Origin of the sequence: Paraburkholderia sp. USG1 (assembly GCF_031570135.1) — a bacterium.
GTDB classification, from domain to species: Bacteria; Pseudomonadota; Gammaproteobacteria; order Burkholderiales; family Burkholderiaceae; genus Paraburkholderia; species Paraburkholderia dioscoreae.
In genome coordinates this window covers 101,128-125,606 of the sequence record NZ_JAMWXW010000007.1, presented here as the reverse complement: position 1 = coordinate 125,606, position 24,479 = coordinate 101,128, and the positions used below count along the sequence as shown (strand labels likewise).

Here is a 24,479-nt window from a genome sequence, read left to right as displayed (position 1 = left end):
TTCGCGCTCGAGAGCCACTCTGAACGAGCGACACGCGTTCCCCACCCAGCAATGCGTGTGCCGCATTTTGCAGGATGCTATTTGTAATTGGCAGAGGGAAAATGCAAGCAATTGCAAAAGATGATGCGGGATAAACTGGTTTCTGGTGAGTGCTCGCCGATTTTGATTGGTGGTACGAAGGGATTTGATTCGAGATTCGGAGCGTGTAGCAGAGGTTTCGTAACCGGCGGCCGGGCGCACGATGCAAGTATTCACGCGGAGTAACGCGCGCGGAGTAACTCACGCGACTGCGTCACGTGAGCACTGCGGCATGAACTTATTGCTCAGCCTCTTCTTCCGCGCCTTCGTCGCCGTATGTGCTCAAGCGGTTGTATAGCGTCTTGAGGCTCACGCCGAGCGCTTTGGCCGCGCGCCGTTTGTCGCCGCCGCAATATTTGAGGGTGCCGAGAATGATCTGTTTTTGCGCGTCGGCGAGCGGCGTGCCGATCCATACGCTCATCGCATCGCCCTGCGTCATGGGCTTTTTCACGCGCGACGCAAGATGCGGATGCGGCAGCTCCACCGTCTTCTCCGCGAGAATGAACGCGCGATAGACCGCGTTCTTCAATTCACGCACGTTACCCGGCCACGACCAGGTGCGCAGCGTTTCGATCGATCTTTTGCTGAAGCTCTTGCTCGTGCCTTCCTGCTGATTGAGCAGCGCGAGGAAGTGCTGCGCGAGCAGTTCGCGGTCGTTCTCGCGCTCGCGCAGCGGCGGCGCGCGCAGCGGGAAAACCGCGAGCCGGTACATGAGGTCTTCACGCAAGCCGTTTTCCTTGACCGCCACCGCCGGGTCGCGATTGGTCGCGGCGATCACGCGCACGTTGCCGCTGATCAGGTCGGTGCCGCCCACCCGGTAGAACGTGCCGGTTTCGAGCGCGCGCAGAAGTTTGACCTGGCGCACCGGCGCCATTTCGGTAATTTCATCGAGGAACAGCGTGCCGCCGTTCGCGTGTTCGAAGTAGCCGACTCGGCCTTGGACCGCGCCCGTGAAACTGCCTTTCTCGTGGCCGAACAATTCGGCTTCGATGAGTTCGTCGGGAATCGCGCCGCAGTTCACGGCAACGAACGGTGCGTCCTTACGGCTGCTTTTATCGTGAATCGTGCGGGCGATCAGTTCCTTGCCCGTGCCGGATTCGCCGATGATCAGCGCGGTCGCGTCGGTGCTGGCGACGCGTTCGATCTGCTCGTACAGATCGAGCATCACCGGCGACGAGCCGTACAGCAGGCCGTACGATTTCAGTCCCGCGATGCCGTCCGCGACGCGCTGCTTCGCCTGTGCCGAAGCATTGCCTCCGGCGGAGACGGTGGGCGAGTCCAGGTCGATTGACGCCATAAACGGGGATCCTGTGCAAATGAGTTCGGTGTTGCGGCGCGCAGGCCTGGGAACGAGATAAACCAGTCAAGCCGCTATCTCTCAAAGATCGATTTAACCACTTTGACACCGTTTTCGGCAAACGATGTCGCGTCGACGGGATACATTCTTATACGCTCGGTCGAAAGTGCGTGGCGCCACACTTGTCATGCATTCTGAGGGCGAAGTTACCGGGCACGACGTTTGCTGAACTGATCCGACACGCGCTTGCTTTTTTGAGCAATTGCACTTCATGTTCTCGCGATGGCAGCACTCGACGCTCGCCAATTCGCAGGACGCGCAGATTCGCCGCAAAGCACACATGCGAACGCCGAACTCAGACCAGGAGTGAATGATGACTGACAGTACACAACAACTTGCACTCGGCGGCCAGAAGATTGTCGAAGACCTGCGGGTGCTGCTGAAGGACTCGGAAGAAATGCTGCGGCTTGCCGCCAATGTGCCGGGCGAGGGCGTCGGCGTGCTGCGCGACAAACTTGGCACGCACGTCGAAACCCTGCAATCGGCGCTTGGCGACGCGCAGCAGAATGCGCAGCGACGTTACCGCACGGCCACGGTCAATACCGAACGTTACGTGCGGCACAACCCGTGGCGCTCGATCGGCATTGCTGCGGGCGTCGGCTTCGTGCTCGGCGTGCTGACTACCCGCTGATGCGCATTCCGGTGTCAATCCGCTTGATGAAGACAAGGAGTTCACGATGGCACGACCCAAGATCGGCATTTTCGGCGCACTGATGGCGCTCGGCGGTTTTCTGGCCATTCGTTACGTGCAGCGCAGCCGCGCCGCTCAAGTCCCTGCGGCGCGAGAATTGAGCCGTTGGGAAAACGAGGGCGGCGCGGTGGCGGCTTCGGCTACACCGGCGGCTAATGTTACGCCGGCAGCGGAGGTGAGCCCGGACACCCCCGGCGGCAACGGTTCCGCCTATCCGAACGGCAATGGCGGCGCATGGCCGTTTCCGCGTAGTTGAGCGTTTGCCCGCACGGCGACGGGCGCGCGGCTCTAACGAGCGGCGCGCCGTGCACCGCGGCGCGCATTACTAATTTGTACCAATAAAGCCGTATAATGGACAAATAGACAACAATGGCGGTTTTCGCCCGGGGCTTTGGCCCCGTATTGTTGCAAAATTGGATCAAGTCACCGGCGAGTATGTTGACTTGAAGTTGGTGGGCACTCACATTGGAGCACCCGCTAACGCCGGCGAAGCGCCGCGCCGCCGGCGCACTTTTCAGCATGCGCCTTAGCATGTTTTCCCATACCCACGCTTGCAGGCTTTCGAGACGCGATGCCACATGTACTGATTGTCGATGACGATGCCGGTACCCGCGAGGCGCTTTCCGCCATCATCGGGGAAGACGGTCTGACCACCGCCACCGCGGGCGATTTGCGCGAAGCGCGCATTCAACTGGTCCGGCAGATGCCGGACGTCGTTTTTACGGACCTGAAGCTGCCCGACGGCAGCGGGGTCGATCTGTTCGAAGATCTGGATCCGCGCTCCGGCGTGGAAGTGATCGTGATTACCGGCCACGCCACGGTCGAGTCGGCGGTCAACGCGCTGAAAATGGGCGCCACCGACTATCTGGTCAAGCCGATCAACATGCAGCGCGTGAAGGCGATCCTCTCGCGCCTGCCGCGCGCGGGCGACCTGAAGGCGGAAATCGGCACGCTGCGCGGCGAGTTACGCCGCATGGGACGCTTCGGTCTGATGCTCGGTAATTCGCCGGCCATGCAGGAGGTCTACGACCAGATAGGCCGTGTCGCGCCGACGGCGGCCTCGGTCATGTTGGTGGGCGAGTCGGGCACCGGCAAGGAAGTCGCCGCGCAAACCCTGCACCAGTTGAGCTTGCGCCGTAAGCACGCGTTTCTCGCGGTGAACTGCGGCGCGATCTCGCCGAATCTGATCGAATCGGAAATGTTCGGCCACGAGCGCGGCTCGTTCACCGGCGCGGACCGCCAGCACAAAGGCTATTTCGAGCGCGCGAACGGCGGCACGCTGTTCCTCGACGAAATCACCGAGATGCCGATCGAGTTGCAGGTCAAGCTGTTGCGTGTGCTCGAAACCGGCATGTTCATGCGGGTCGGCACGACCAAGGAGATCGAAACGGACGTGCGCCTGATTGCGGCCACCAACCGCGATCCCGAGCAGGCCGTGCTGGAAGGCAAGCTGCGGCTCGACCTGTACCATCGGTTGAATGTGTTTCCGATCAGCCTGCCGCCGTTGCGCGACCGGGGCAAAGACGTGGAACTGCTGGCCCAGGCTTTCCTCGACGAACTCAACGAACGCCACAGCACCAAAAAGCATTTCCCCCCGGCCGTGAAGGACATGCTGATGTCGTATCCGTGGCCGGGCAATGTGCGCGAACTGAAGAATTACGTGCAACGTGCCCACATCATGTCGGGCTCGGATTCGGACAGCACGGCGACCGTGCCGCTGCAGATCACGCTGTCCAAGCCCGCGGCCGGCACGGCGATCACGATTCCGTTCGGCACCTCCCTTGCGGAAGCGGACCGTCAGTTGATTCTGGCCACGCTCGAACAGTGCGGCGGCGTGAAGACGCGGGCCGCCGAGATTCTCGGCATCAGCCTCAAGACGCTGTACAACCGCCTGGTCGAATATGGCAACGACGCACGTGAAGACGGTGACGCCGCCGACGAATCGCGCGCGCTGGGCGGCGCGGACGCTTGACGGCTTCGCACGCCATTCGCGCGACGTGCACCGCTGGCACACTGCTAACGCCACCCCATCCGGGAGCGGCCCGTAACGGCACAGGCCTTGCTGCGATCCAGTGAAACGCAAACGAGGATAACCAACATGCCGGAATACGCCGCCGCTCCCGCGCTTCCCCTGTCGAAGCACGCTCATCGTCCCGAGCCGATCGAACCGCCCTCTGCGCCTCCGGTCGCGCCGCCGAGCCCCGGCGAACCCGACACGGTTCCTGTTCCGAGTCCCGATCCGGGGCCGCAACCGATCGAACCCATCGAACCGGTCGCGCCGCCGATCGGCGATCCGCCGCCGCAGCCCACGCAAACGCCACAAGCCAGTCAGCGTCAGCCGTTACAGCAGCGACGCATGCAACTCTGACGCGTTCCGTGCGCTACACCACAGTCCGGCGCAGAGAATTTATGTACTTGTTACAAAGCCGGCGCATCTTTTACCGGCAATTTACCTTGGCGACCCCTAGACTGTACTGATGCCGCAAAACCTCGCGGCGGGCTTCCCCTGGAGGCATGGATCATGAGACATCCCGCATTGCGACGTTCAGCGCGCCACTCGAAGCGCGACTCCCGGCCGGGCGGCAGCAAAGACGGCCCGCCGGCGTCGCCCGATCCGGCCGGGCAGAACCGCGTCGCACCCGATGCGCCGCCGGACGGCGAGCACAACCAGGGCGGCGTGCGCCCGGAAGGGCTCGAATACCAGCGCGACCTCGGCTCGGAACAGGACGCGTAAAGCCGATCAGGGGCCGGTAAATAGGCCTTCCGGTTTCGTCGGATAAAGCAGAAAAAATTTCTTCGTGGCGAAACGGTGCTGCGCGTTTCTGCTTGTCTGTCACATCTGCATACATTTTTATTTCCAATATCTCTAAAAACGGCACGCGACTTGCATGCACCTTTTTGGCACATATCCGTATGCAACGAAACAACTGAACTAGGTGGAGCACCAATGAGCAGACTGATCGTGGTATCGAATCGTGTCGCGCCGACTCAGGAAGGCCGTCCCGCAGCGGGGGGGCTGGCGATCGGCGTGCTGGACGCGCTGAAGGAAACCGGCGGGGTCTGGTTCGGCTGGAGCGGCGAGACGGTGAGCGAGCCGAGCGCTCCGGTGATCGAGAAACAGGGCAACGTGACGTACGCGACGGTGGGTCTCACCAAGCGCGATTACGACCAGTACTACCGTGGGTTTTCCAATGCGACGCTGTGGCCGACGTTCCACTATCGCAACGACCTCTCGCGCTACGACCGGCAGGAATACGCGGGCTATCAGCGCGTGAACGCCACGCTCGCCAGGCAACTCAAGGAATTGCTGAGGCCCGACGACATCATCTGGGTTCACGACTATCACCTGCTGCCGTTCGCGCGCTGCCTGCGCGAGCTGGGCGTGAAGAATCCCATCGGCTTCTTCCTGCATATTCCGTTTCCGGTGCCGGAAGTGCTGCGCACCATTCCGCCACACGAAGAACTGGTCAAGGCCATGTGCAGCTACGACGTGATCGGCTTCCAGACCGACGCCGATCGCCAGTCGTTCGTCGATTTCATCGAGCGCGGCCAGCACGGCACGTCGAGCGAAGACGGCATGGTGCATGCGTATAACCGCTTCCTGAAAGTGGGCGCGTATCCGATCGGAATCTATCCGGACGCGATTGCCAAGGCCGCCGAGCAGTTCACCGACCGCAAGCCGGTGCGCAGTCTGCGCGACGGCATGCGCGGACGCAAGCTGATCATGAGCGTGGACCGTCTCGACTATTCGAAGGGGCTGGTGGAGCGCTTTCAGGCGTTCGAGCGGCTGTTGCTGAATGCGCCGGGGTGGCACGGACGCGTCTCGCTGGTGCAGATCGCGCCGCCGACGCGCGCGGACGTGCAGACTTACCAGCGGATTCGTCAGACGCTGGAGGGCGAGGCGGGGCGCATCAACGGCCGGTTCGCGCAACTCGACTGGACGCCGATCCAGTATCTGAACCGCAAATACGAGCGCAATCTGCTGATGGCGCTGTTCCGCCAATCGCAGGTCGGTTATGTGACGCCGCTGCGCGACGGCATGAATCTGGTCGCGAAGGAGTATGTCGCCTCTCAGGATCCGGCCGATCCGGGCGTGCTGGTGCTGTCGCAATTCGCCGGCGCCGCCGAGCAGTTGCCGGGCGCGCTGGTCGTCAATCCGTTCGATCTGTCGCAGATGGCCGAAGCGCTCGAACGCGCTCTGTCGATGCCGCTCGCCGAACGTCAGGCGCGGCATGCCGACATGATGGCGCCGATGCGCGAGAACAATCTGTCGGTCTGGCGCGACACCTTCCTTGCCGATCTGCGCAACGTCGCCACGGCCTCTTCGGTGACCGCCAAAGCGGTAAAGCTCGCTGACGTGACCGCATCGTCGTAGCGGGAGCAGCGGCCGCGCGGCTTGCAAGTGTCGCCGCGTGTGCCGGTCACGTCATCAGGGGCAGCGTAGGTGGGGCAGAGGAACAGAAGGGCGCGAATCGCATGATGCGAGACGTGCCCTTTTTGCATGGGCGCAACTGAAAACTTGGAGCAAGCGCTCAGGCCGGCTGCGCGTTGACCCGCTGCATGACGCGCATCGTGCTGATCACCGCAGCAACCGCCGAAAAGCATGCGGCCACATACAGCGCGATCGTCGGTCCGTGTTGCGGCGCAACGCCGAAGATCAGCGCGACCAGCGCCGCGCCGAGCGTCTGCCCGGTCAGGCGCGCGGTGCCCAGCATGCCGCTCGCGCCGCCGCTGCGCTCGCGCGGCGCCGCGGCCAGCATGGTGCGATTGTTGGGCGACTGGAAGATGCCGAAGCCCGCGCCGCACAAGGCCATGCGCCACGTGATCTGCATGGCGTCCGGATGCGCGCCGAGTGTGGCGAGCAGGATCAGCCCGGCCGCCATCGCGGCTAGTCCGATGCCGCCCAGCCATCCCGAGGACACCTTGTCCGAGAGTACGCCCGCAATCGGCGCCGCGATAATGATCACTGCCGGCCAGGGCGTCATGAGCAAGCCGGTATCCACTTGCGAGAACCCCAAGGTTTCCTGCAACAGAAAGGGCAGCGACACGAAAGCGAGCATCTGCGCGCAGAACGAACAGATCGACGTGCCGATGGAAAGCGCGAAGACAGGAATCTTGAGCAGATCCACCGGCAGCAAAGGCGCGGGTTGCGTCAACTGACGGCGCACGAAGAAATAGCCGATCACCACCGCGGCGACCACCTCGATCGCGACGTAGCCGAAGCGCTCGCCGTGGCCGAGGCCGTCCACGGCAAAAATCAGCAGGCCGAATACGAACGCGTTCATCACGGCGCTCAGGTAGTCGTACGGCGATTCGTGGCCGCGGTTCATCGGCAGCGCCTTGAAGCCGCCGACGATGGCCGCGATGCCGATCGGCACATTGATCGCGAACAGCCACGGCCACGAGGCGATGGACAGCACGCCGGACGCGACGGTCGGCCCGACTGCCGACGACACCGCCACTACCATCGCGTTGACGGCGATGCCGCGCCCGAGTTGTGCGCGTGGATAGATCATGCGCACCAGCGCCGTGTTCACGCTCATGATGCCCGCCGCACCGAAGCCTTGAATCACGCGAGCGAGTGCGAGAGTAGACAGCGAAGTCGACAACGCGCAACCGAACGACGCGGCCGTGAAGAGGATCAGGCCGGACAGATAGATGCGCCGGTAGCCGATGCGGTCGCCGAGCGAGGCGAGCGGCAGCAGCGAGATGGTGATCGCAAGCTGATAGGCGTTGACGACCCAGATCGAACCGGCCGCGCTGGCGCGCAGGTTGCGCGCGATTGTCGGCAGCGCCACGTTGGCAATCGCGCTGTCGAGTACCGCGAGCGTGAGGGCGAGCGCGATGACCAGCATCGCCCAGTAGCGTTGTGGAACCGGCAGGCCCTGTTCGGCGTTGTCCGGAATCGAAGTGTCGGGGGCGAGTGTGTCGGCCGCTTCGGCGGGCACTGCGCCGTCCTTGCGCGATGGTTGTGCGTGCATCGATTGTTCGAGTTGTAGTAGGCGGCTCGCGGGTCACGCGACAAGTCGCATGCGCTGCCCGCCGTTGTCGGGAGAGCCGGCAGTCGCAACGCTGATGCCGGCGCCATCTGGCGCGCGCCGGCATCGCGGCTCGCGCGTTATTTGAGTTCGTACAGGCCGGTATGAGTAGTCGAGTCGAGTTCGTTCAGATGGGTCATGAAACGTGCCACCGCATTGGTGGTGTCCGCGTTGATCGGCAGATGCGGCACCCGCAGCGCATGCAGACGGAAGATGTAGCGGTGCGCCTTGTCGCCGCGCGGCGGTGCGGCACCACCGAAGCCGACCGTGCCGTAGTCGTTGCGCACCTGCAGCGCGCCGTGCGGCAGCAACGAGCCGTCCGCCTTGCCGGCGTTGCGCGGCAGTGAGCGGACGTCGGCCGGGATGTTCACCACGACCCAGTGCCAGAAGCCGCTGCCGGTGGGCGCGTCGGGATCGTGAACGGTGAGCGCGAAGCTTTGGGTGTCGGGCGGCGGCGCTTCCCACTGCAACGCGGGCGAGATGTTCTCGCCGTCCACGCCGAAGGCCTTGTCATGATATTCGTGGGCTTTCGGCATGAAGCCATTGGTGGGAAATTCGTCGGACCAGAGACGGAATTCTGCCATGATGTGCCTCCCTTCTTGAGTGGTTCCGGGATGGTCGGGGCGGGCAGTTGTGCGCTTGTGTTGCAGCGCAGGGCGCCACGCCGAAATACCCCCGGGTTAGCCAGTCGAGTGTATCACCAGCGGGCTTCGGACCGGCTCAAGCCGGAAGGGCTGTTTGCGGCTTTCAGCCGCGCTCCTCGAAGCTCGGCGCGTCGCCTTTCAGCCATTCGACGAGCCGTTGCAAGACACCTTCGATATCGCGGTTGGCACCACGCAAAGCGCATTCCCACACCACGGCGACGCGCCAGCCACTTGCGAGCAGCGCCGCGCGAACCTTCTCGTCGTTGCTGCGATTGCGGCCGATCTTGTCGCGCCAGAACTCCGGCCGCGTTTGCGGCCATTTGAAAAGACGGCAGTCGTGGCCATGCCAGAAACAGCCATGCACCAGCACGACAGCGCGATAGCGCGGCAAGACGATGTCCGGGCGTCCCGGCAGATCGCGCGCATCCAGACGAAAGCGAAAGCCTTGCCGGTGCAGCAGGCTGCGGATCAGGATCTCGGGCTTGGTATTGCGGCCGCGGATGCCGGACATCATCCGGCTGCGCGTCGCGCTATCGACGATATCGACCATTTCTAATGCTGGGCCAATGAGGCGACATGCCGGGCGCAAACACCGACCGAGCGCTCAGGCGTGCAGCGAGAGAGTCTGCTTCGAACCACGGCGCGTCTCCTTCGCGAGCAGGGTTTGCACGTGCGGCAGCATGATGCGCGCCACTTCGCGCATCACCGGCATCACGACGCTGTTGCCGAATTGCCGGTAGGCCTGCGTGTCGCTCACCGGGATTCTGAAGGTGTCGGGAAAGCCCATCAGCCGCGCGCATTCGCGCGGCGTGAGGCGGCGCGGACGCAGCGCCTCGCCCTGATAGACGAGGATCTCCGAGCCGTCCTTGTGATAGCGCGCCGATAACGTGCGCGTCACGCTGTCCGGATAAGCCATACCGAAGCCGAAACCGTTGCCCGCCGCGCGGTGTTTTTCCGCGTAGTTCTGCAAATAGGTCCAGAGGTTCGGCGTGAGCGTGTACTTGGGTTGCACGCGCCGGCTCGTGTGATCGAAGAAGCGGTCGTGGTCCCACGGCAGCACCGGTTCGCTGCCGTCCGTGCGATGCAGGATCGAACCGAGGCGCGGGCCGTTTTCCGGCAGATGCAGATCGTCCCAGGAGAAGGAGGTCTCGCCGCGAAAGCCGACGATAATGATCCGCTCGCGGTGCTGCGGCGTGAAATGCTGGCCGTCCACCACGCGGTAGTGCACTTCGTAGCCCAGTTCATCGCGCAAAGTTTGCAGGATCACGTCGAAGGTGCGGCCCTTGTCGTGTGACAGCAGATTCTTCACGTTCTCCAGCAGGAACGCGGCGGGACGTTTTGCCGCGATGATCCGGGCGACGTCGAAGAACAGCGTGCCCTGCGTCGTGCACTCGAAACCATGTGGCCGCCCGAGCGCATTTTTCTTGCTGACCCCAGCGATCGAAAACGGCTGGCATGGGAAGCCGCCGAGCAGCACGTCGTGGCCCGGCACCTCTTCAGCCGGAAACGACACGATGTCGCCGATCAGCGCGTGCTCGCCGTCGCCCGGGTAATTCTCGCGATACGTTTTGGTCGAAAAGTCGTTCCACTCGCTCGTAAAGACGCAGTCGCCGCCGTGCGCTTCGAAGCCCATGCGAATCCCGCCGATGCCGGCGAACAGATCGATAAAGCGGAATTGGGCACCGCCGCCCGCGCCGCCTCCGGCTTGCGCCCGGTTTTGCAGCAGATCGCGCAAAGCCGGCTCCAACATGGCAGGGCACGGCGTTTCGCCTTTTTCCCAGCGGCGCACCGTCTTGATGTCCTTGCCGACATGCGCGGCGATTTCGCGTTGAGTGAAGCGGGCGCGCGCTTGCTTGAGCAGTGCGAGCGGTGCGGCGAGGGTCACGAGTGTCCTTGCTGGGAATTTTTGCGGACATTATGACCTAAGGTCGTCCCAATTCCCCATTTTTTGCGCCGCTTGGGTGGAAAATTTCACGCCTCGGTCCGCCACGGACGCGGAAAGTCCGCGGCTAAATGCGGCTGTCACAATTGTGCGTGTAGGCTTGCCGCGTGACGCGAATTCCCCGCGTTGCGACGTGTTGAGGCCGCGGCATGATTCGCGGCCTTTTTTTATTCGTGAGCAAAGAGCGGACGGCTAGCCTGAAAAGGGCCGGCGGTTCAGGCTCGCAGCGTTTCAGGCAGTGTGGCGGGCGCTAGCCGGATAAGGTGGCGGGAACAAGGCGGCGGAGGCCGGGGCCAGTGCGTCCCATGCCAATTGGGGCTCGGCCTGATACTGATCGAGCTGGAGCAGAAGGCTGTCGACCGCGCACAGTTGCGCGTGGGACAGATTGCCGGCGTCGAGCAACTGGTACAGACGTTTGCGCCAGTAGGCGGCCGGCAGGATTGGGCCGCCCAGATCGCCGTGTAAAGACGGCCTCATCACACGCGCGATATGCGCGATGTCCCGATCGATCAGTACAGCTTGGGACGACCCCAAAAGCGTAACGAGTGGACGGTCCATGGCTCCTCCTTGGCACCTTTACGGCAGGCTGCGGCGGGACTTTAGGACTTTTCTGGAATATTTTTTCGCGGCGCTCGCCAGGCAAACGGGCCGCCTGCGGCTTCGGGCACACCCGTTGCTGAATGTGGATACTGGCGTAATGTCGCGCCGGCATTCCAAATAGTGGAGCCGAACATGAACAAGGACCAGGTGAAGGGTGTGACCGAGCAGGTCAAGGGCAAGGTCAATGAAGCGGTCGGCAAGGTCACCGACAACCCGGGCAAGGAACTGAAGGGCGACCTGCAACAAGGCGCGGGCAAGGTGCAAAAGGCCTATGGCGACGCTAAGGAAGACGCCAAGGACAATGCAAAGCGCAACGCGCCGTAACCGGGCTCCGATGCAATTGACGGACAAGGCGCTTCGGCGCCTTTTCCGTTCTTTAGCGCTGCTTTTTTTCTTGAGGAGTGGGTTTTCCGGCAGATGGCGGCCTTCGCCTGGGAGTAACCCGGAGTCGGCGTCCAGAGCATTTCGCGCGCGGCTCGGCGCCTTTAGACTTGCCGCATCCAACACGGAGACGGCGCCCATGACACCCGAAAAAATTCTTTCGATGTTCGAAAGGCAGTATCTAGAGGGCAAAACGCCCGTCGACCTGGAACAGACCTGCGGGAGCTTCGCCAGTTGGCTGGCCGCGGCGTGGGAGTTGCTCGACGGCGAACAGAAGACGCTGCTTCTGACGGTTGGCGCGTCGTTGTGGCGGGAAGGTTATAACTTGCGCGCCGGCGCGGCGACCAAGGATTTGTGGTGAGTCACGGCTAGCGGGCGGTTTGTGTTCGCAGTCCCGGAGCTCGATTACGCGGACGGTCAGGCGCGCCGTTGCCGCTCATCGGGACTCGTCCCTGCGCGTTGTGCCGAGCCGGTTTATATTTGGCGCTCCCGCGTCGGCATTTCCGCTACCGTCCGGCTGCCCCAGCCGATTACGAGGCCCGATTTTCATTTCAACCCACAACACTCGCACAAGGGTTACACCGTCACATGACCGATCTATCCGCTTTTCCGATCACGAAGAAATGGCCTGCCGGGCATCCTGACCGGATTCAGCTCTACTCGCTGCCCACGCCCAATGGCGTGAAGGTGTCGATCATGCTCGAAGAGACGGGTTTGCCGTACGAGCCGCATCTCGTGCGCTTCGATACGAACGATCAGATGACGCCGGAGTTTCTGTCGCTCAATCCGAACAACAAGATTCCGGCGATCATCGATCCGAATGGGCCCGATGGCAAACCGCTGTCGTTATTCGAGTCCGGCGCGATCCTGATTTATCTCGCGGAGAAGAGCGGCCGGTTCATTCCGCAGAATGCCGCCGGACGCTATGAAGCGATCCAATGGGTGATGTTCCAGATGGGCGGTATCGGGCCGATGTTCGGCCAGGTGGGTTTCTTCCACAAGTTCGCCGGCAAGGAATACGAAGACAAGCGTCCGCGCGATCGTTACATCGCCGAATCGATAAGACTGCTCGGCGTGCTGGATCGCCAACTCGAAGGACGCGAGTGGATTCTCGGCGATACCTACTCGATCGCCGATATCGCTACCTTCCCGTGGGTGCGTAATCTGATCGGGTTTTATGAGGCGGGCGACCTCGTCGGCATTCAGGATTTTCCGAATGTCACGCGCGCGCTGGCTGCGTTTGTCGCGCGCCCGGCCGTGGCAAAAGGATTGGAGATTCCGAAGCGTCCGTCGTAACGGGTTCACGCGGGCGGCCGAAAAATTTATCTCCGGCCGTGCCGCGACAAGGTCACACCAGTGGGTACGGCATCTCGTGCGGCGCGGGCCGCACATTCGTTACGAGGCCAAAATCCCACAATCGCCGTAATGACGGTCATATTCGTTATACCAATAGTCATTGATTGTTTTTATCCGCCGGCTCGGCAAGGCATGGTAAGTTGCGCAATTGGAAACCCCTTTGCCGAGAGGTGGTTCATGAATCTGGTTACGACGCTTCGCCGCGGGCACCTTCTGAAACACATCGATCTCTCCGGCGTCGGCCTGGAAATCGGGCCGTATGATCAGCCGACCGTCTTCAAATCGGAAGCAGACGTGCGGTATCTGGACTGGAAAAACAAAGAGCAGCTGGTTCAGGAGTGCACGCACCCGGATATGGTCGTCGACATACCCGAAATCGATTATGTGGTTCATTCGAACCGGTACGGCGATTATATCGGCGATAAGTTCGACTACATTATCGCGAATCATGTGATGGAACATGCGCCGAACATGATTCAATGGTTATCCGATCTGTGCGACATGATGCAGCCTGGCGCAATCCTCTTTCTTGCGCTGCCGGACAAGAAGTTCAGTTTCGACAAATATCGTCAGGATACGGCGCTGAGCCATTTTGTGGCCGAGTATCTGGCCGGCGTCGAGGAAATTCCACGCGAGCATCAAATCGAATGCGAGATCTATTACGACGAAGCATTCGTCAATATGCCGATGCATGTGTCGGACAAACTGGACATGAACCGTATCAAGGAGAAACTGAAGGCGCCTCCGCATGTCGGTATTCACAACCATGTTTTCGAAAGCGGTACGATCGTATCCAGGGTTTTGAAACCTATTCTCATGATGGGTTTCGTGGAATTCAATCTCGCCGATTTTGTGCCTGCGCGCGGAGAAACCGGCGGAGAGATGATTATCGTCCTTCGCAAAGAACCCCCTCGCGTGGAACTCGCGACCGAGGAGTTTTACGGCGCTTCAGTGGGCACCGCGGATGCTACGGGGCGGCTTGCCGAAGCCGAGAAAGCCCTCGCGGAATTGCGAGCGAGGCTTGCGGTGATGCAAGATGAGATTGCATCGAGGACTTCGACAATCAAGGCGCTCGAGTCGTCCACTTCCTGGCGAATCACCGCGCCGCTGCGTGCCGCGGTGACAAAATTACGCGAGCTTGGCTCGGGCGGGCGAAACATTTCGTATTGAAGGCCCGTGTCGAAGCTGTTACTCGACCTTCGACAGCAGACTTCGGAATAGGGGGCGCTGATTCGGCGTGCGGCAGTCACACAGTCGGATTGTCAATGCAAATCCCCGGGATTGCCGCCCATTGCCCGATAAAGATCGCGAACAAACTCTTCGCTGACGACGTCCCATTCCGGCGAGGCATAGAGAACGTCTTCGGGGTTCTTCTTGCCTTGTGCGCGGCGCAGGGTACGTACGGTCATTTCGAGGGCCATCGCCTCTTCATAGAGAGGGTGGCCGGGGCGGAGGCGGTCGTCGTTGTCCATGCCTGATTTTCGGCAGCCGCCGAACAAACTTTAGATGCAGACCTTGCAGCTCGCCTTCACAAGCTGCGTAAAGCGTGTCCGACTCAGGCTCCACCGGCCGAATGCTTGAGGCCGACCTTCGTGCAAACATGGCTTTGTCGGCACGAAGAGGCTCCCACCGGTTTCTCGGAAGGAAGTTCGAATGCCGACGCGTGCCACGGTTTGATTCTGCGAAGACGGAGAGTCTTTCGGCGAGATTGCGCCGCGCAGACGAATTGCGGGAAGCCGATCAGGCAATCAACCGCTTGATTTTTCTGATTGCCTTCTTCCATCCCGTCAGTGCAGTGGGTACGGATTGAGGGCTGCGCCTGATCCAGAAAACCTCATTCTGCGGTTCGAGTCTGAACCTGGTTCGACTGTCCGCAGCGGTGTAATAGTGGAATACCAGCGATTTGCGAGTGCGACGGACATCATTGATCGGACCGCCGCCGTGAAGCAAATGTGCGTGCCAGATGAACACGTCGCCTTTCTTCGCGGCGAAGCTTTGTTTCGTAAGCCCGCGCTCTTTCAACTGCGCGTCCATGTACGCGTGCCACGCGCCCATCTCTTCAGGGACCGAGTGATAGGTTCCGTTGCTGAATTTCCACTGCGGGATCAACTGGCTGCCCGGGTAGTATTCGAGCGGGCCGGCGTCTTCATGCACGTCTTCCAGCGCGACCCACGACGCGAGTAGATGTCCGTGCGTCTGGGGCGTCATATAGATCGCGTCGACGTGGGGCGGCTGGGCGCTTCCTTTTTCGAAATACAGGCTGTTGCAAAGCGCTATCGGCGTGCCCATGCAATCGGAAAGGATTTTCGCGAGATCGGTGTCGATCGCGATATCCCGCACTGCCGGTGTGTTTAGATAAAGGTCGTTGACTTTCATGCGCGTCGTGCGGATCTGCTCAGGCGTGAGGCTGGAGAGCAGCTTACGTTCGTTTGTGTCGAGAACGTCTACGACGACATCGCGTGGGCGCGCCGCGATTTTTGCTTTAACTGCCGCTTGCACCGCGTCGATACGTTGTTCGGCAAAGAATTTCGGAAGAACCAGAAATCCGTCCCGTTCGAAGGTGGCTTTGTAGTTGGTCATATGTGGATATTATTTTGTGGTCGCGCGCAGTTTACCCGATCCGGGCCGCGTCTGTCCGGGTGTGCAGGCGTGTCGTGAACGCTATTGGTTAATCGCGCCTGGCGCCAGATAAGCCGCTCGTGGCTACGTCATATTCCGGCGATTCGGCGGATATTTTCGTCTGTACGTGAGTTGCTAATTTTGAATTGTGACGGGCGTGTGGCAATTGGCAATTGACCAGATCGCGGGTATAGCGACGGACCGTATGGCGCCAACGAATCCGCGACGCTCGCAAAAAGAGGCCGCATGAAGCGGCCTCAAAAAGATTTGTCACTTCGCGAGGCTGATATTGCCGGTGACGTTGATACGCTGCGACGAATGCAGGCTACGGCGCGTTAGCGCCCGTGACCACCGCCTCCGCCGCCGTGTCCACCTCCATGCCCACCGCCGCGGCCGCCTTCCCAGCGTCCGCGCCCATGGTCCCATCCTCCATGGTGGTAGTCGCCGTGGTGGTAACCGCCGCCGCCACCACCGGCCCAGACATTGATAGTGCCATAGCCGTACGCCGGACCATAGTCCGGCCCGTAGGCGTATCCGGGATCGGCGTACCCGTAGCCGGCGGGATAGGCGACGCAACCCGATAAAACGGCCGCCAGACCAATGACTGCAATGAGCTTGAGCATGGTGTACCCCCTTAAAAGATCAGAGTGGGGACATGCGTCGAAGTTCGAGGGCAATTGTGTCCGCGGATTACCGCCTGTGAAGGCGCAGGCACGGACACTGCTGATATGTCAAAATTTTTCGGGACATTACAGTGCCGGCTCAAAAAATCGATTCGCTTACGTCGTTGCGGTTTTTTGCTGCGGGCATGGTGGTTGTTTTCCACACCCGCCGCGAATTCGGCTATTTCGGCCTCGCTGAACACCTGGCGCTCACGCAAGCCGTGTCCCTCTTTTTCGTTCTGTCTGGCTATATCCTCGCCCACACCCACAGAACGATCACCTCAAGGTCGGATCTCTACATCTTTTATATCAAGCGGTTGGCTAGGATTTGGCCTCTTCACCTCGTCGGCGCCGCGGCGGCAGCGTGGCTGATCCATTACGAGGGTGGGTCGGTTGGCAGCTCTGCGGCAATCCTCAACGTGCTGCTGCTGCATGCATGGTCACCCGACATCGCCACGTACTTCTCTTTGAATGGAGTCTCATGGAGCTTGTCCGATGAGGCCTTTTTCTATGCGGTTTTCCCATTGCTGATCTGGCGGGTGAATGCCACGTGGGCGGTCAAGCTCGCGGGAACGATACTCGTCACGGCTGCAATGCTGGTCGCCTTCGAGAACATGGGCCGCCCGCTTATGCTGTGGTCCGCGTACATTTCGCCGATAACCAGACTGAGCGAATTCATGATGGGCATCGCTGCCTATCAACTACGGGGCACACTTCGGAATGCCATTGAAGGTGGTTGGCGCGCGAGCGCGTTCGAGATCGGCGCTGTGCTGATTGCCGTGTCAGCGATCTGGGCAGCCGATCTCAGGGTTGTCTCGGATCTACCCTTCCCTCTGAGCAAGCCCGTTGCAATCTGGCTTTCCAATTGTGGTGCGGGTGTTCTGTTTGCTCTGCTGATAGCCGTGTTCGCGCTGGAAGACGGCGGCCTGTCTCGCCTTCTTCAAGCGCGGCTTCTCATTTATCTTGGTGAGATCAGCTTTGCTTTGTACGTGGTGCATCAACTCGTCTTGCGGTTTGCGGAGGACCACGGGTATATGGCGCAGAGCTACCCGGTTGCGGCCAAGGCTGCCTTGTACTGGTTGGCGGCTATCGCGGTCGCGGCAGCGGCTCATCATCTGATAGAGATTCCCGTCCAGAGACTGGTCTTGTCGCGGCTCGCAATCCGGCGCGGCGTGGTGGTGTAGGCGGCTATCGTCTGATTGTGTTCGGCGTGCGCGGGGTATGGATTGACGATGCCGCGGCGATTACTTTTCGACGATTGGTTCAAGTTCCCATTGACCGCCGAAGCGATGGATGATCCTGGCTTCATATTCCTCTTTCGTGTCCGAAGGTTCGGCCATTTTCAACACGCGATCCTTATGCATCCGCAGCGCTCATGTCCCGATGTGGTTTAAGAACGGAAAGAGGTTTTTTCGGTGGGCTGACGTAAATGTTTGGAACTGCTTTGATCAGAATACTTTTGGGCGCAGGCAGCGTGATGAAATCGATAGCAATGATAGACGCGAGCGTGATCGCGAGAATCAGTTTGCTGCGATGCAAATCGAGGCCGAGCGGCAAGGCAGGCCTGGCGTGCGGTAGCTAAGCGGCACTTCTGGGGATATCCGTACCGATATCCCCAACTAGTCGGGCTTGTGTTGGGCGAACGGGGGCAACGACGACAGCAAAAAGCCCCGCAGCGCAAGGCATACGGGGCTTTTCTGGGCAAATCTGGGTGACGCTGGGAAGCTTCTTGGTCCCCTGACAGAACTCACATTCTCAGTAGCTTCGGTGCTCGACAGGATATTTTCATAATTTATGCCCCAAAAAATGCCCCGAAAAATCTTCTCATAAGGAAATACCGGTGTGATTCCATTTATGAGGTGTTCTTTTATGCAAACAAACTCCCGAATTCCAGGAAGTTACTCGTCGCGCGGCACCAAGGTCAATTTTGGGCCTTCTGATTGCTTGCGCACTATCTCAAGAATGACCTCGATTGCTCGCTTCGTTTGCCGCTCGTGCGGCTTATCGCCCTCGATCTGCGTGATTTCCGCCAATGCCTCTTGGAAGGTCTCGCCGATCTTCTCCCGGATTTCCGGGTGGTAGTGCTCCAAAAAAGAGATGAGCGCTCCAAGGAGGTGATTGTGAGCGAGGATGGCGGCGCCGGTTTCGAAGCTGTCCATGTTTGCGATGTCGAGTTTGGTAAGCCCCGATTCTGACACAGCAATGCAGGGCGTCCGTTGTGCCGTCACACGCTACCGTTTTTAATCTTCCAGGCGTAGCCTCCCTGGCCGCTCATCCGCTTGGTCACTCGCGCATCTGCCCGGCTGTCGACCCAGCCTTGCAGTACGCGTTGAAGCTGGGCAAGGTCTTGGGGCGAGTAATCGGAGCTGCCGCCCTGAATGGTGATGTTGAACTGCGCGCCTCCGGAGCCGCTGCCCGGTTCGATCGCTGCGAGCGCTGAGCCGACCGCGCCACCCGTCGCATAGTGCGCGACGCTGTTGACGGCGCGCGCGGCGCCGCTGTTGAGGTCGTCGAGGTGGTTCACGCCGATCCGGCTCACGGCGGCGGCATTGAGCACATACTCGCCATCGGACAGCATCGCCGGAATGCTGTCGCTCGTCGAGCTGCCCGGCCCGCTCACCGCGCCGCCGCCCGCAAGATGGAACGCACCAGCGAATGACGATGCGCCAGTGGCCGCGGCGTCGCCGCCGAGGCCGCTCCAGTTGAGAAAGCTCATTGCTGCTTTCGCGGCCAGCGCCTCGGTCTCGATGCGAACAAAGTCGGCAACAAGACTCTTCGCCATATCGCCCATGTTCAGCTTACCCGTGGTGGCGAGATCCGCAAACGCATCTCCGATGCTCCTGATACCGTCGGTCGCGAAGCTCTGCGCCATCTGGTTCAGGTTGCTGGTCTGCTCGATGATCTGCTTCAGGCCGGTCGTGGCGCCTGCCGCCCAGTTGCCCTTGAGCGCGTCCTGCGCTGCGAAGGTGTTTTGCTGGTTGGTGGCCCGCGCGTCGAATGTCTGGTTGATCGTCCGCCGTTCGGCAACGTCCGTATCGGAGCCGACGAGATTCTTCGACAGCGCATCCTTGTCCCAATCCGCCAGCGCCTTGCGCCGGTCAATCTCGATCTGCAGCATGGAAAGCTGGCGCTTGCGCTCTTCGGTCGTCAGCGTCGCGGTCTGCAATTCGATCTGCTGCGCCTGCGCCATTGCGTCATTCTGGTCCTGAAGCCTGGCGTTCAGCTGGTCGCGCTCGGCCGTCAGCTTGTTGACGTTCTCGATAAAGGCAGCATCGGCCTGAAGCGATTCATTGGTCTTGTATTGAGCGAGCAGCGCCTGACTGTTCGCCAGCACGCTCGCCTGCTGTTTCGTGAGCGTCGTCGTGGCATATCGCGCGATCTGTTCCTCGAGCGCCGCGCGTTTCGCCGCCCAGCCGGTGAGCTGCCCATTCACGCCGAGCGATTGCTCAAGCACTGCCTGCTGCGCTTTCGCCTCGTCGAGCAGCGACACGCCGCGCGGCTCGTGATAGCCGCTGCCGGTCTTCGGCGGGTGGAACTCGGTTGCATTGTGCGCGAGGGTAGCCCCAAGGTCCGACTGCAATTGCGCCTGATACGCCGGCGTGAGTTTGCCCGCCGCCTTCGCCGCTTCGGTCAGAGCCTCGGTCTTCCTGCGCGCGGTCTCGTTCGCGTCGTTCAGCTTCTGCTGCCACGTCCACGAGGTTTTCATGTCCTCGATGTGCTTCTGGTTCATCGAGTTGAACGTATCGAGCGCCTTGGTGTTGTCGTCGGTGCCCTGCTTGTTCTTCAGCAGTTCGTCGCGCCGCGCTTCGAGCTGCCTGATTTCCGCATCCCAGCCGGCGGTTTGTGTGCCGCCCGGGTTCGTGTCCGGATCCATCTCCATCGAACGAAGCTGCGAGATGCGATCGGTGATTTTGGTGAGTTCGTCGTTGTTGCCGGCGGCCGTGCGCCAGAAGCGCGACCACGCGTCGCCGAGCGATTCGTAGCTGGTCTTCATCGCATCGTTGTCGGCGAGCAGCGCCTTGCGCGCGCTCGCGCTGGCGTCCGTCACGAACTCCCGCCACGCGCCGGCCTTGTCGCCGGACTGCTCCATGACCTTGATGTTGTCGAGCTGCGCCTGCGTCAGGTCGTGGTGCGTGTCGGCCCATTTTTTTGCGGCCGTCGCGGCATTGCCATAGGACTCTTCGAACATCTTCGAGACATCCTTGACGGATTCCCCCGAAATCTTCGAATAGGCGACGATACCCTCGCTCACGTCCTGCAGGTCCGCGCCGGCGACCATGCCCGACTTTGCCATCGCGAGCAGCGCGTCGCTGGCCGTGCCCGTCGACACGCCCAGGTCTTTCGAAATGGTCTGCGAGTAAGCCAGCAATGCGCCCTGCGAGAGGTCCGCGTAGTTGTTCGTGAGTACGAGTGCCGCGTTGAGCGCCTTGTGTTCCTCGCTCAGCTTGTGGATGGCCTCGTATGCGACGTAGCCAGCGGCGGCCACTGCGGCGATGCCAATGCCGACCGGGCTCATCAGTTTGCCGAGGATGTCGAACTGCTCGCCCAGCACCATCAGCGAACCACCAAAGCGCGACCAGTTACCGCTCAGCATTTCGTGGCCGAGCACCACCAGCTCGCGGCGTGCGCCACCGGCGCCCGATGCCATGTGGCCGCTCGCGGCATTCGCTTTCTCGATTGCGTCGATGTACTGCTGCGCCGCGCCACCGACACCGAGTTCAGCGGCGCGCAGGCGCAGCAACTCGGCCTGCGTCTTGCCGGCCTGGTCGGCCTGCTTCTGGATGGACGTGAGGAACTTCTCGGCCTGCCTGGCGGACTTGTTGAACGCGTCGACCGCCGCATCGCCCTGGGCGGCCAGCGATTTGCGCGACGCATCAAGGGCCGTCACCGCATTGATGGTGTACTGCCGCACCCGGTCCTGGCTCGTTACGAAATCCGCGGCCGATTTCTGCGCGCGGACCATCGCGGCAACATAGCCGGTTGTATCGGCTGCGACTTCGACGACTGACTGATTACCCGCCATTTGCTAACTCCTTTGCCTTCGCCTTGATGAAGGCGTCAATTGCCTGGACGACTTGCCGTTTCGTCGCGTCGAACGCGGGACGAAGGAACGGCGTTGCGGATTGCTTCGAGCTACCGCTCTCGATGAACGAGCCATAGAACGCGTCCTTGTCCCACGTCACGCCGTAGATCTGCCGGAGGCCACCAACCGACCTCTCGCTGTCGTGATAGGCAAGAATGTTCGCTTTCAGGAAGCCCGGCGGATGCTGCGTGCCTTCGATTTCATATCCGGCCGCGCGCACGGGCGCGCGCAGGCGGACCTCGGCGAGCAACGGCTGCAGCGCGGCGACTACGGCCTGCCGCAGAACAGACTCGCTCGCGATGTCGGTAAGACGATCGAGAAGGCCGGTTAGCGCTTCAGGGTTTTTGATGGTTACCTTCGCCGGCATGTCTTTCTCAGTACGCGCCGTAGAACAGCGTGCCCACCTGGATCGTGTCGTATTGCGTTCCGCCATTAACGGGCGGATAGGACCACGTGAGCACATTGCCGTCGATCGAGAATCGCGGCGTCCGCACGCCATGATCGAGGTAGCCATCGCCGGCGGTGTTGTCGGGCTGGAACGACACCCAGCCGCCCTGCAGGAACCGGTCATCAACCACGGTGCCAGAGGGGTGGTCGGCATCGACCCAAGTCTCACCGATAACGCGGGCAACGCGATAGGTCGCATCAAGAATAAGGTTGCCGTTCTCATCCCAGCACTGAAGTCCGCAAGGCATATCAATTCTCCAATTGAGGAAAGGCCCGCGCGGATCGCTCCGGCGGGCCTGTGTCTGCGCCTTGGGGGGATACGGCGCACGCGCCGGTCCTGCCGCTGGACAGCAGGACGGTGGTCGACGCACCCCAATCGCAGACTGCGCAGGTTGTTTCATGAATACGGGACACTCTGCGCTTGTCCCGCTCCGGCTTTATCCTTTCGGACCCGGCCGGCTCGGGCTCTTCATGCCGTACTGATCGTACAAACGAGGTCGGTGTAATCGCGGCCGGCGATGTTCGGCAGTGCCGCCTTCACGTCGAAAACGGCATTGCCAATCTGGACTTTCCAGCCCGTGGTGACGTCGGTGCGATAACGGATGCGGATACTCGCGGAGGCAATACCGACATCCGTATCGGCGAGCAAAACCTCTTTGCCGTTGAGCATCCTGATATTGGCGGCCACGCTCGCCACGACGCCCCAATGAATCGGATCGTCGAGCGTGCCGGTTCCGATCTGCCCGAGCAGATCGACGGTGCGATTGAGCGTGCCGGCCTTCAGCATCACGCCACCGCCGGATCGCGCATGCGCATGAGCAGGGATTGAACGGCGGGCGTGAGCGGGTCCGTCGCGCCCTCGCGGTCGGCGTACAGGCTGCCGATCACGAGCAGCACGGCCGAACGCACAGGCCCCGGCACCGTGCTCGGCGTATCGCCGGCTTCGAGCGCCCAGGTATCAGGGACCGTCTTGAGCTTCAGGTAGTCGATGACGATCCCGCTCGCCGCGTCGATGAGATCGGCAATCGCCGCATCATCTTCGCCCGCTCCGACGCGCAGATGCGCGAGCGTGCGTTCCATCGAAACCAGTTGGCTAATCGGCATTGGTCGGCTCCTTCGCGGGTTCCTTTGGCGCCGTCGTGCTGTTCGGTGCGGGATTCCTATCGCGCTCGCTGAGCGCCTTGAGCGAATAGTTCTGCTGTTGCAGATACGGCGTGTCGCCACCCGGTACGGGAGGCATGTTCTCGGCCGCGCGCGCCTCGTTCGGCGCCATCCACCCGCCGCCGACGGCCTTCGCATAGGCGTCATACCGCGCGCCGGCATCCATTCGCAGCAGCCCGCGCACGTCGACCTCGAAGCCCTGGCCGTCCGGCACTTCGAAACCATCATCGAGACAAAGCTCAAGCGCCTCGATCGGTGCCTGCAAACAGTCGGTGTAATACGACTGCTCAAGCGCGCCGATATTGGCCGCCGTCTTCGAGCCGGTCGGGTCCGCACCGATCTTGTACAGCGGCACGTGGTAGCAGCGCGCCACGTCCTCGACCGCCCACTTGAGCTGTTCGATAAGTTGCGCATCGGTCGCGCTCATCATGACGGCGGTGTATTTCAGACCGTCGCCCACCACGGCAGTGCGACCGGCATTCTCGCCACCGTAGTTCGCTTCCCACTGCGTCTTGAGGCGGTTCGCGGTCTCGTCGCTGATCGGTCCATCGGCCGACAGGATGCCGCCGGGCCGGGACATGTTGCCGAAGAATTTCCGGCTGTTGAACTGGATGCGATTGCCCATCGTGCCGGCCGCTGCCGCCGCGACGATCGGCGACACACCGATGAGCGGATGCCAGGGGCAGGCGCCGCGGTCGTGGATGATCTCCGACGCGGGGATCGTCACCTGCTCCTGCAACCCGCGCAGCGGATCGGCGGCGACCCGATAGAACACAGCGCCACTCGTCGATACGAGCGGCACGACTCGCGCCGGATCGAGCACGTACATCGAGATCACATTGCGCAGTGCGTCGCGCACCAGCAGCACATACGTATTGCCGAACAGCAGTTTCGATACTTGCCACGATGTGATGAACTGGATTCGATTCTGGTATGCGTTCGGCCGGCGCAGCGGCACGGTGAAGCGCGGCGCACCGTACTCCTGCCAGATGATGCCGGTCTGCTTCACGTACCGGATGCCGAGCTTCGCGATGTCGGATGAGATCCGGTCGACGCACGCATACACTGCCGAGAAGGCAAGCAGATCGTGGCGGCTATCCACGCCGGCATCGAATGCGCTCATGCCAGACTGCCACGCACCCGCGAACGGCTCCCGGACAACGCCCGTTACGCTGCTCGTGCTGCCGACCGGCAAAGGTGGCCCGGACTTCCGAAGCCAGGGAAACAGCCGCATCAGCCCTCCGGCCGCATGTCGCGGCGCTTGTAAGTCGGTCGCTTCGCGGTCGATCGGCGGATCTTGCCGAGCGCGAGCAGCACCGTGACGTGACGCTGCTCGACTTCGAGCGATTCACCGGCATGCCGTTGGCGTCCCGCGTACGGGAACGCCACGGCAACCTCGTAGGTTTGCGTGACGTCCACC

At 61.5% G+C, this 24,479-nt stretch carries 28 protein-coding genes; 11 read left to right on the top strand and 17 right to left on the bottom strand.

Going from position 1 to position 24,479, the window contains the following annotated elements:
* Window positions 1–316: 316 nt before the first annotated feature.
* On the bottom strand, window positions 317–1,375 hold the full coding sequence (locus NE850_RS11770) for a sigma-54-dependent Fis family transcriptional regulator (RefSeq protein WP_007175807.1): 1,059 nt from the start codon (window positions 1,373–1,375) through the stop codon (window positions 317–319).
* Window positions 1,376–1,748: 373 nt separating this feature from the next.
* Between NE850_RS11770 and NE850_RS11765 the strand changes: the two genes are divergently transcribed.
* The 6 genes from NE850_RS11765 to otsA all read left to right on the top strand — a co-directional run bounded on the left by NE850_RS11765 (window position 1,749) and on the right by otsA (window position 6,501).
* On the top strand, window positions 1,749–2,066 hold the full coding sequence (locus NE850_RS11765; RefSeq protein WP_007175806.1) for a YqjD family protein: 318 nt from the start codon (window positions 1,749–1,751) through the stop codon (window positions 2,064–2,066).
* A 46-nt stretch (window positions 2,067–2,112) separates the two neighbouring features.
* Window positions 2,113–2,382, top strand: a complete 270-nt coding sequence (locus NE850_RS11760; protein ID WP_007175805.1) for a hypothetical protein — start codon at window positions 2,113–2,115, stop codon at window positions 2,380–2,382.
* 315 nt (window positions 2,383–2,697) lie between these two features.
* Window positions 2,698–4,098 carry a sigma-54 dependent transcriptional regulator gene (locus tag NE850_RS11755; RefSeq protein WP_007175804.1) on the top strand — a complete coding sequence of 467 codons (1,401 nt, stop codon included), beginning with the start codon at window positions 2,698–2,700 and terminating at the stop codon, window positions 4,096–4,098.
* A 126-nt stretch (window positions 4,099–4,224) separates the two neighbouring features.
* Window positions 4,225–4,494 (top strand): hypothetical protein, encoded by a 270-nt coding sequence (locus tag NE850_RS11750; RefSeq protein ID WP_007175803.1) that lies wholly within the window; start codon window positions 4,225–4,227, stop codon window positions 4,492–4,494.
* Window positions 4,495–4,647: 153 nt separating this feature from the next.
* The gene (locus tag NE850_RS11745) at window positions 4,648–4,860 is read left to right on the top strand and encodes a hypothetical protein (RefSeq protein WP_007175802.1); all 213 of its coding nucleotides are present in this window, start codon (window positions 4,648–4,650) and stop codon (window positions 4,858–4,860) included.
* A gap of 213 nt (window positions 4,861–5,073) precedes the next feature.
* On the top strand, window positions 5,074–6,501 hold the full coding sequence (gene otsA, locus NE850_RS11740; protein WP_007175801.1) for an alpha,alpha-trehalose-phosphate synthase (UDP-forming): 1,428 nt from the start codon (window positions 5,074–5,076) through the stop codon (window positions 6,499–6,501).
* Between the two features lie 157 nt (window positions 6,502–6,658).
* Here otsA and NE850_RS11735 read toward each other — a convergent pair whose 3' ends face one another.
* The 5 genes from NE850_RS11735 to NE850_RS11715 all read right to left on the bottom strand — a co-directional run bounded on the left by NE850_RS11735 (window position 6,659) and on the right by NE850_RS11715 (window position 11,308).
* Window positions 6,659–8,107, bottom strand: a complete 1,449-nt coding sequence (locus NE850_RS11735; RefSeq protein ID WP_165185335.1) for an MFS transporter — start codon at window positions 8,105–8,107, stop codon at window positions 6,659–6,661.
* Between the two features lie 137 nt (window positions 8,108–8,244).
* Window positions 8,245–8,748: a YbhB/YbcL family Raf kinase inhibitor-like protein gene (locus tag NE850_RS11730; protein WP_007175799.1), complete on the bottom strand. Its 504-nt coding sequence runs from the start codon at window positions 8,746–8,748 to the stop codon at window positions 8,245–8,247.
* 163 nt (window positions 8,749–8,911) lie between these two features.
* Complete coding sequence (locus tag NE850_RS11725; RefSeq protein ID WP_007175798.1) at window positions 8,912–9,358, bottom strand: very short patch repair endonuclease; 447 nt, start codon at window positions 9,356–9,358, stop codon at window positions 8,912–8,914.
* Window positions 9,359–9,412: 54 nt separating this feature from the next.
* Window positions 9,413–10,693 carry a DNA (cytosine-5-)-methyltransferase gene (dcm, locus tag NE850_RS11720; protein WP_007175797.1) on the bottom strand — a complete coding sequence of 427 codons (1,281 nt, stop codon included), beginning with the start codon at window positions 10,691–10,693 and terminating at the stop codon, window positions 9,413–9,415.
* Between the two features lie 288 nt (window positions 10,694–10,981).
* A complete protein-coding gene (locus tag NE850_RS11715; protein WP_007175796.1) occupies window positions 10,982–11,308 on the bottom strand; it encodes a hypothetical protein in 327 nt (108 codons plus the stop codon).
* 174 nt (window positions 11,309–11,482) lie between these two features.
* Between NE850_RS11715 and NE850_RS11710 the strand changes: the two genes are divergently transcribed.
* The 4 genes from NE850_RS11710 to NE850_RS11695 all read left to right on the top strand — a co-directional run bounded on the left by NE850_RS11710 (window position 11,483) and on the right by NE850_RS11695 (window position 14,257).
* The gene (locus tag NE850_RS11710) at window positions 11,483–11,674 is read left to right on the top strand and encodes a CsbD family protein (RefSeq protein ID WP_007175795.1); all 192 of its coding nucleotides are present in this window, start codon (window positions 11,483–11,485) and stop codon (window positions 11,672–11,674) included.
* Window positions 11,675–11,870: 196 nt separating this feature from the next.
* Window positions 11,871–12,092 (top strand): hypothetical protein, encoded by a 222-nt coding sequence (locus NE850_RS11705; protein WP_007175794.1) that lies wholly within the window; start codon window positions 11,871–11,873, stop codon window positions 12,090–12,092.
* Window positions 12,093–12,319: 227 nt separating this feature from the next.
* Entirely contained in the window at window positions 12,320–13,027 is a 708-nt protein-coding gene (locus NE850_RS11700) for a glutathione S-transferase N-terminal domain-containing protein (protein ID WP_007175793.1), read from the top strand.
* Between the two features lie 237 nt (window positions 13,028–13,264).
* Window positions 13,265–14,257, top strand: coding sequence for a methyltransferase domain-containing protein (locus NE850_RS11695; RefSeq protein WP_007175792.1), 993 nt, complete (start codon window positions 13,265–13,267; stop codon window positions 14,255–14,257).
* Window positions 14,258–14,349: 92 nt separating this feature from the next.
* Here the strand turns inward: NE850_RS11695 and NE850_RS11690 are convergent, their stop codons facing one another.
* From NE850_RS11690 to NE850_RS39450, 3 genes are all read right to left on the bottom strand, one after another.
* A complete protein-coding gene (locus NE850_RS11690) occupies window positions 14,350–14,559 on the bottom strand; it encodes a hypothetical protein (protein ID WP_011487374.1) in 210 nt (69 codons plus the stop codon).
* Between the two features lie 268 nt (window positions 14,560–14,827).
* A complete protein-coding gene (locus NE850_RS11685) occupies window positions 14,828–15,667 on the bottom strand; it encodes a phytanoyl-CoA dioxygenase family protein (protein ID WP_310698782.1) in 840 nt (279 codons plus the stop codon).
* A 364-nt stretch (window positions 15,668–16,031) separates the two neighbouring features.
* Complete coding sequence (locus NE850_RS39450; protein ID WP_157187664.1) at window positions 16,032–16,202, bottom strand: hypothetical protein; 171 nt, start codon at window positions 16,200–16,202, stop codon at window positions 16,032–16,034.
* Between the two features lie 258 nt (window positions 16,203–16,460).
* Here NE850_RS39450 and NE850_RS11675 point away from each other — a divergent pair, with 258 nt between their 5' ends.
* Window positions 16,461–17,552: an acyltransferase gene (locus NE850_RS11675; protein ID WP_007175788.1), complete on the top strand. Its 1,092-nt coding sequence runs from the start codon at window positions 16,461–16,463 to the stop codon at window positions 17,550–17,552.
* Window positions 17,553–18,266: 714 nt separating this feature from the next.
* On the opposite strand, the gene NE850_RS11670 is transcribed toward NE850_RS11675, so the two are convergent.
* The 8 genes from NE850_RS11670 to NE850_RS11635 all read right to left on the bottom strand — a co-directional run bounded on the left by NE850_RS11670 (window position 18,267) and on the right by NE850_RS11635 (window position 24,478).
* Window positions 18,267–18,527, bottom strand: coding sequence for a hypothetical protein (locus tag NE850_RS11670; RefSeq protein ID WP_310698781.1), 261 nt, complete (start codon window positions 18,525–18,527; stop codon window positions 18,267–18,269).
* A gap of 65 nt (window positions 18,528–18,592) precedes the next feature.
* A complete protein-coding gene (locus tag NE850_RS11665) occupies window positions 18,593–21,391 on the bottom strand; it encodes a phage tail length tape measure family protein (RefSeq protein ID WP_310698780.1) in 2,799 nt (932 codons plus the stop codon).
* The gene (locus tag NE850_RS11660) at window positions 21,381–21,818 is read right to left on the bottom strand and encodes an HK97-gp10 family putative phage morphogenesis protein (protein WP_310698779.1); all 438 of its coding nucleotides are present in this window, start codon (window positions 21,816–21,818) and stop codon (window positions 21,381–21,383) included. The genes NE850_RS11665 and NE850_RS11660 overlap by 11 nt, the downstream gene beginning before the upstream one ends.
* 7 nt (window positions 21,819–21,825) lie before the next feature.
* Entirely contained in the window at window positions 21,826–22,146 is a 321-nt protein-coding gene (locus tag NE850_RS11655; protein WP_310698778.1) for a hypothetical protein, read from the bottom strand.
* Window positions 22,147–22,367: 221 nt separating this feature from the next.
* Entirely contained in the window at window positions 22,368–22,685 is a 318-nt protein-coding gene (locus tag NE850_RS11650; RefSeq protein ID WP_310698817.1) for a phage head closure protein, read from the bottom strand.
* Entirely contained in the window at window positions 22,685–23,002 is a 318-nt protein-coding gene (locus tag NE850_RS11645; RefSeq protein ID WP_310698777.1) for a head-tail connector protein, read from the bottom strand. The genes NE850_RS11650 and NE850_RS11645 overlap by 1 nt, the downstream gene beginning before the upstream one ends.
* Window positions 22,992–24,293, bottom strand: coding sequence for a phage portal protein (locus tag NE850_RS11640; RefSeq protein WP_310698776.1), 1,302 nt, complete (start codon window positions 24,291–24,293; stop codon window positions 22,992–22,994). Before NE850_RS11640 ends, NE850_RS11645 begins: the two co-directional genes overlap by 11 nt.
* A complete protein-coding gene (locus NE850_RS11635) occupies window positions 24,293–24,478 on the bottom strand; it encodes a hypothetical protein (RefSeq protein ID WP_310698775.1) in 186 nt (61 codons plus the stop codon). The genes NE850_RS11640 and NE850_RS11635 overlap by 1 nt, the downstream gene beginning before the upstream one ends.
* Between the last annotated feature and the right edge of the window lies 1 nt (window position 24,479).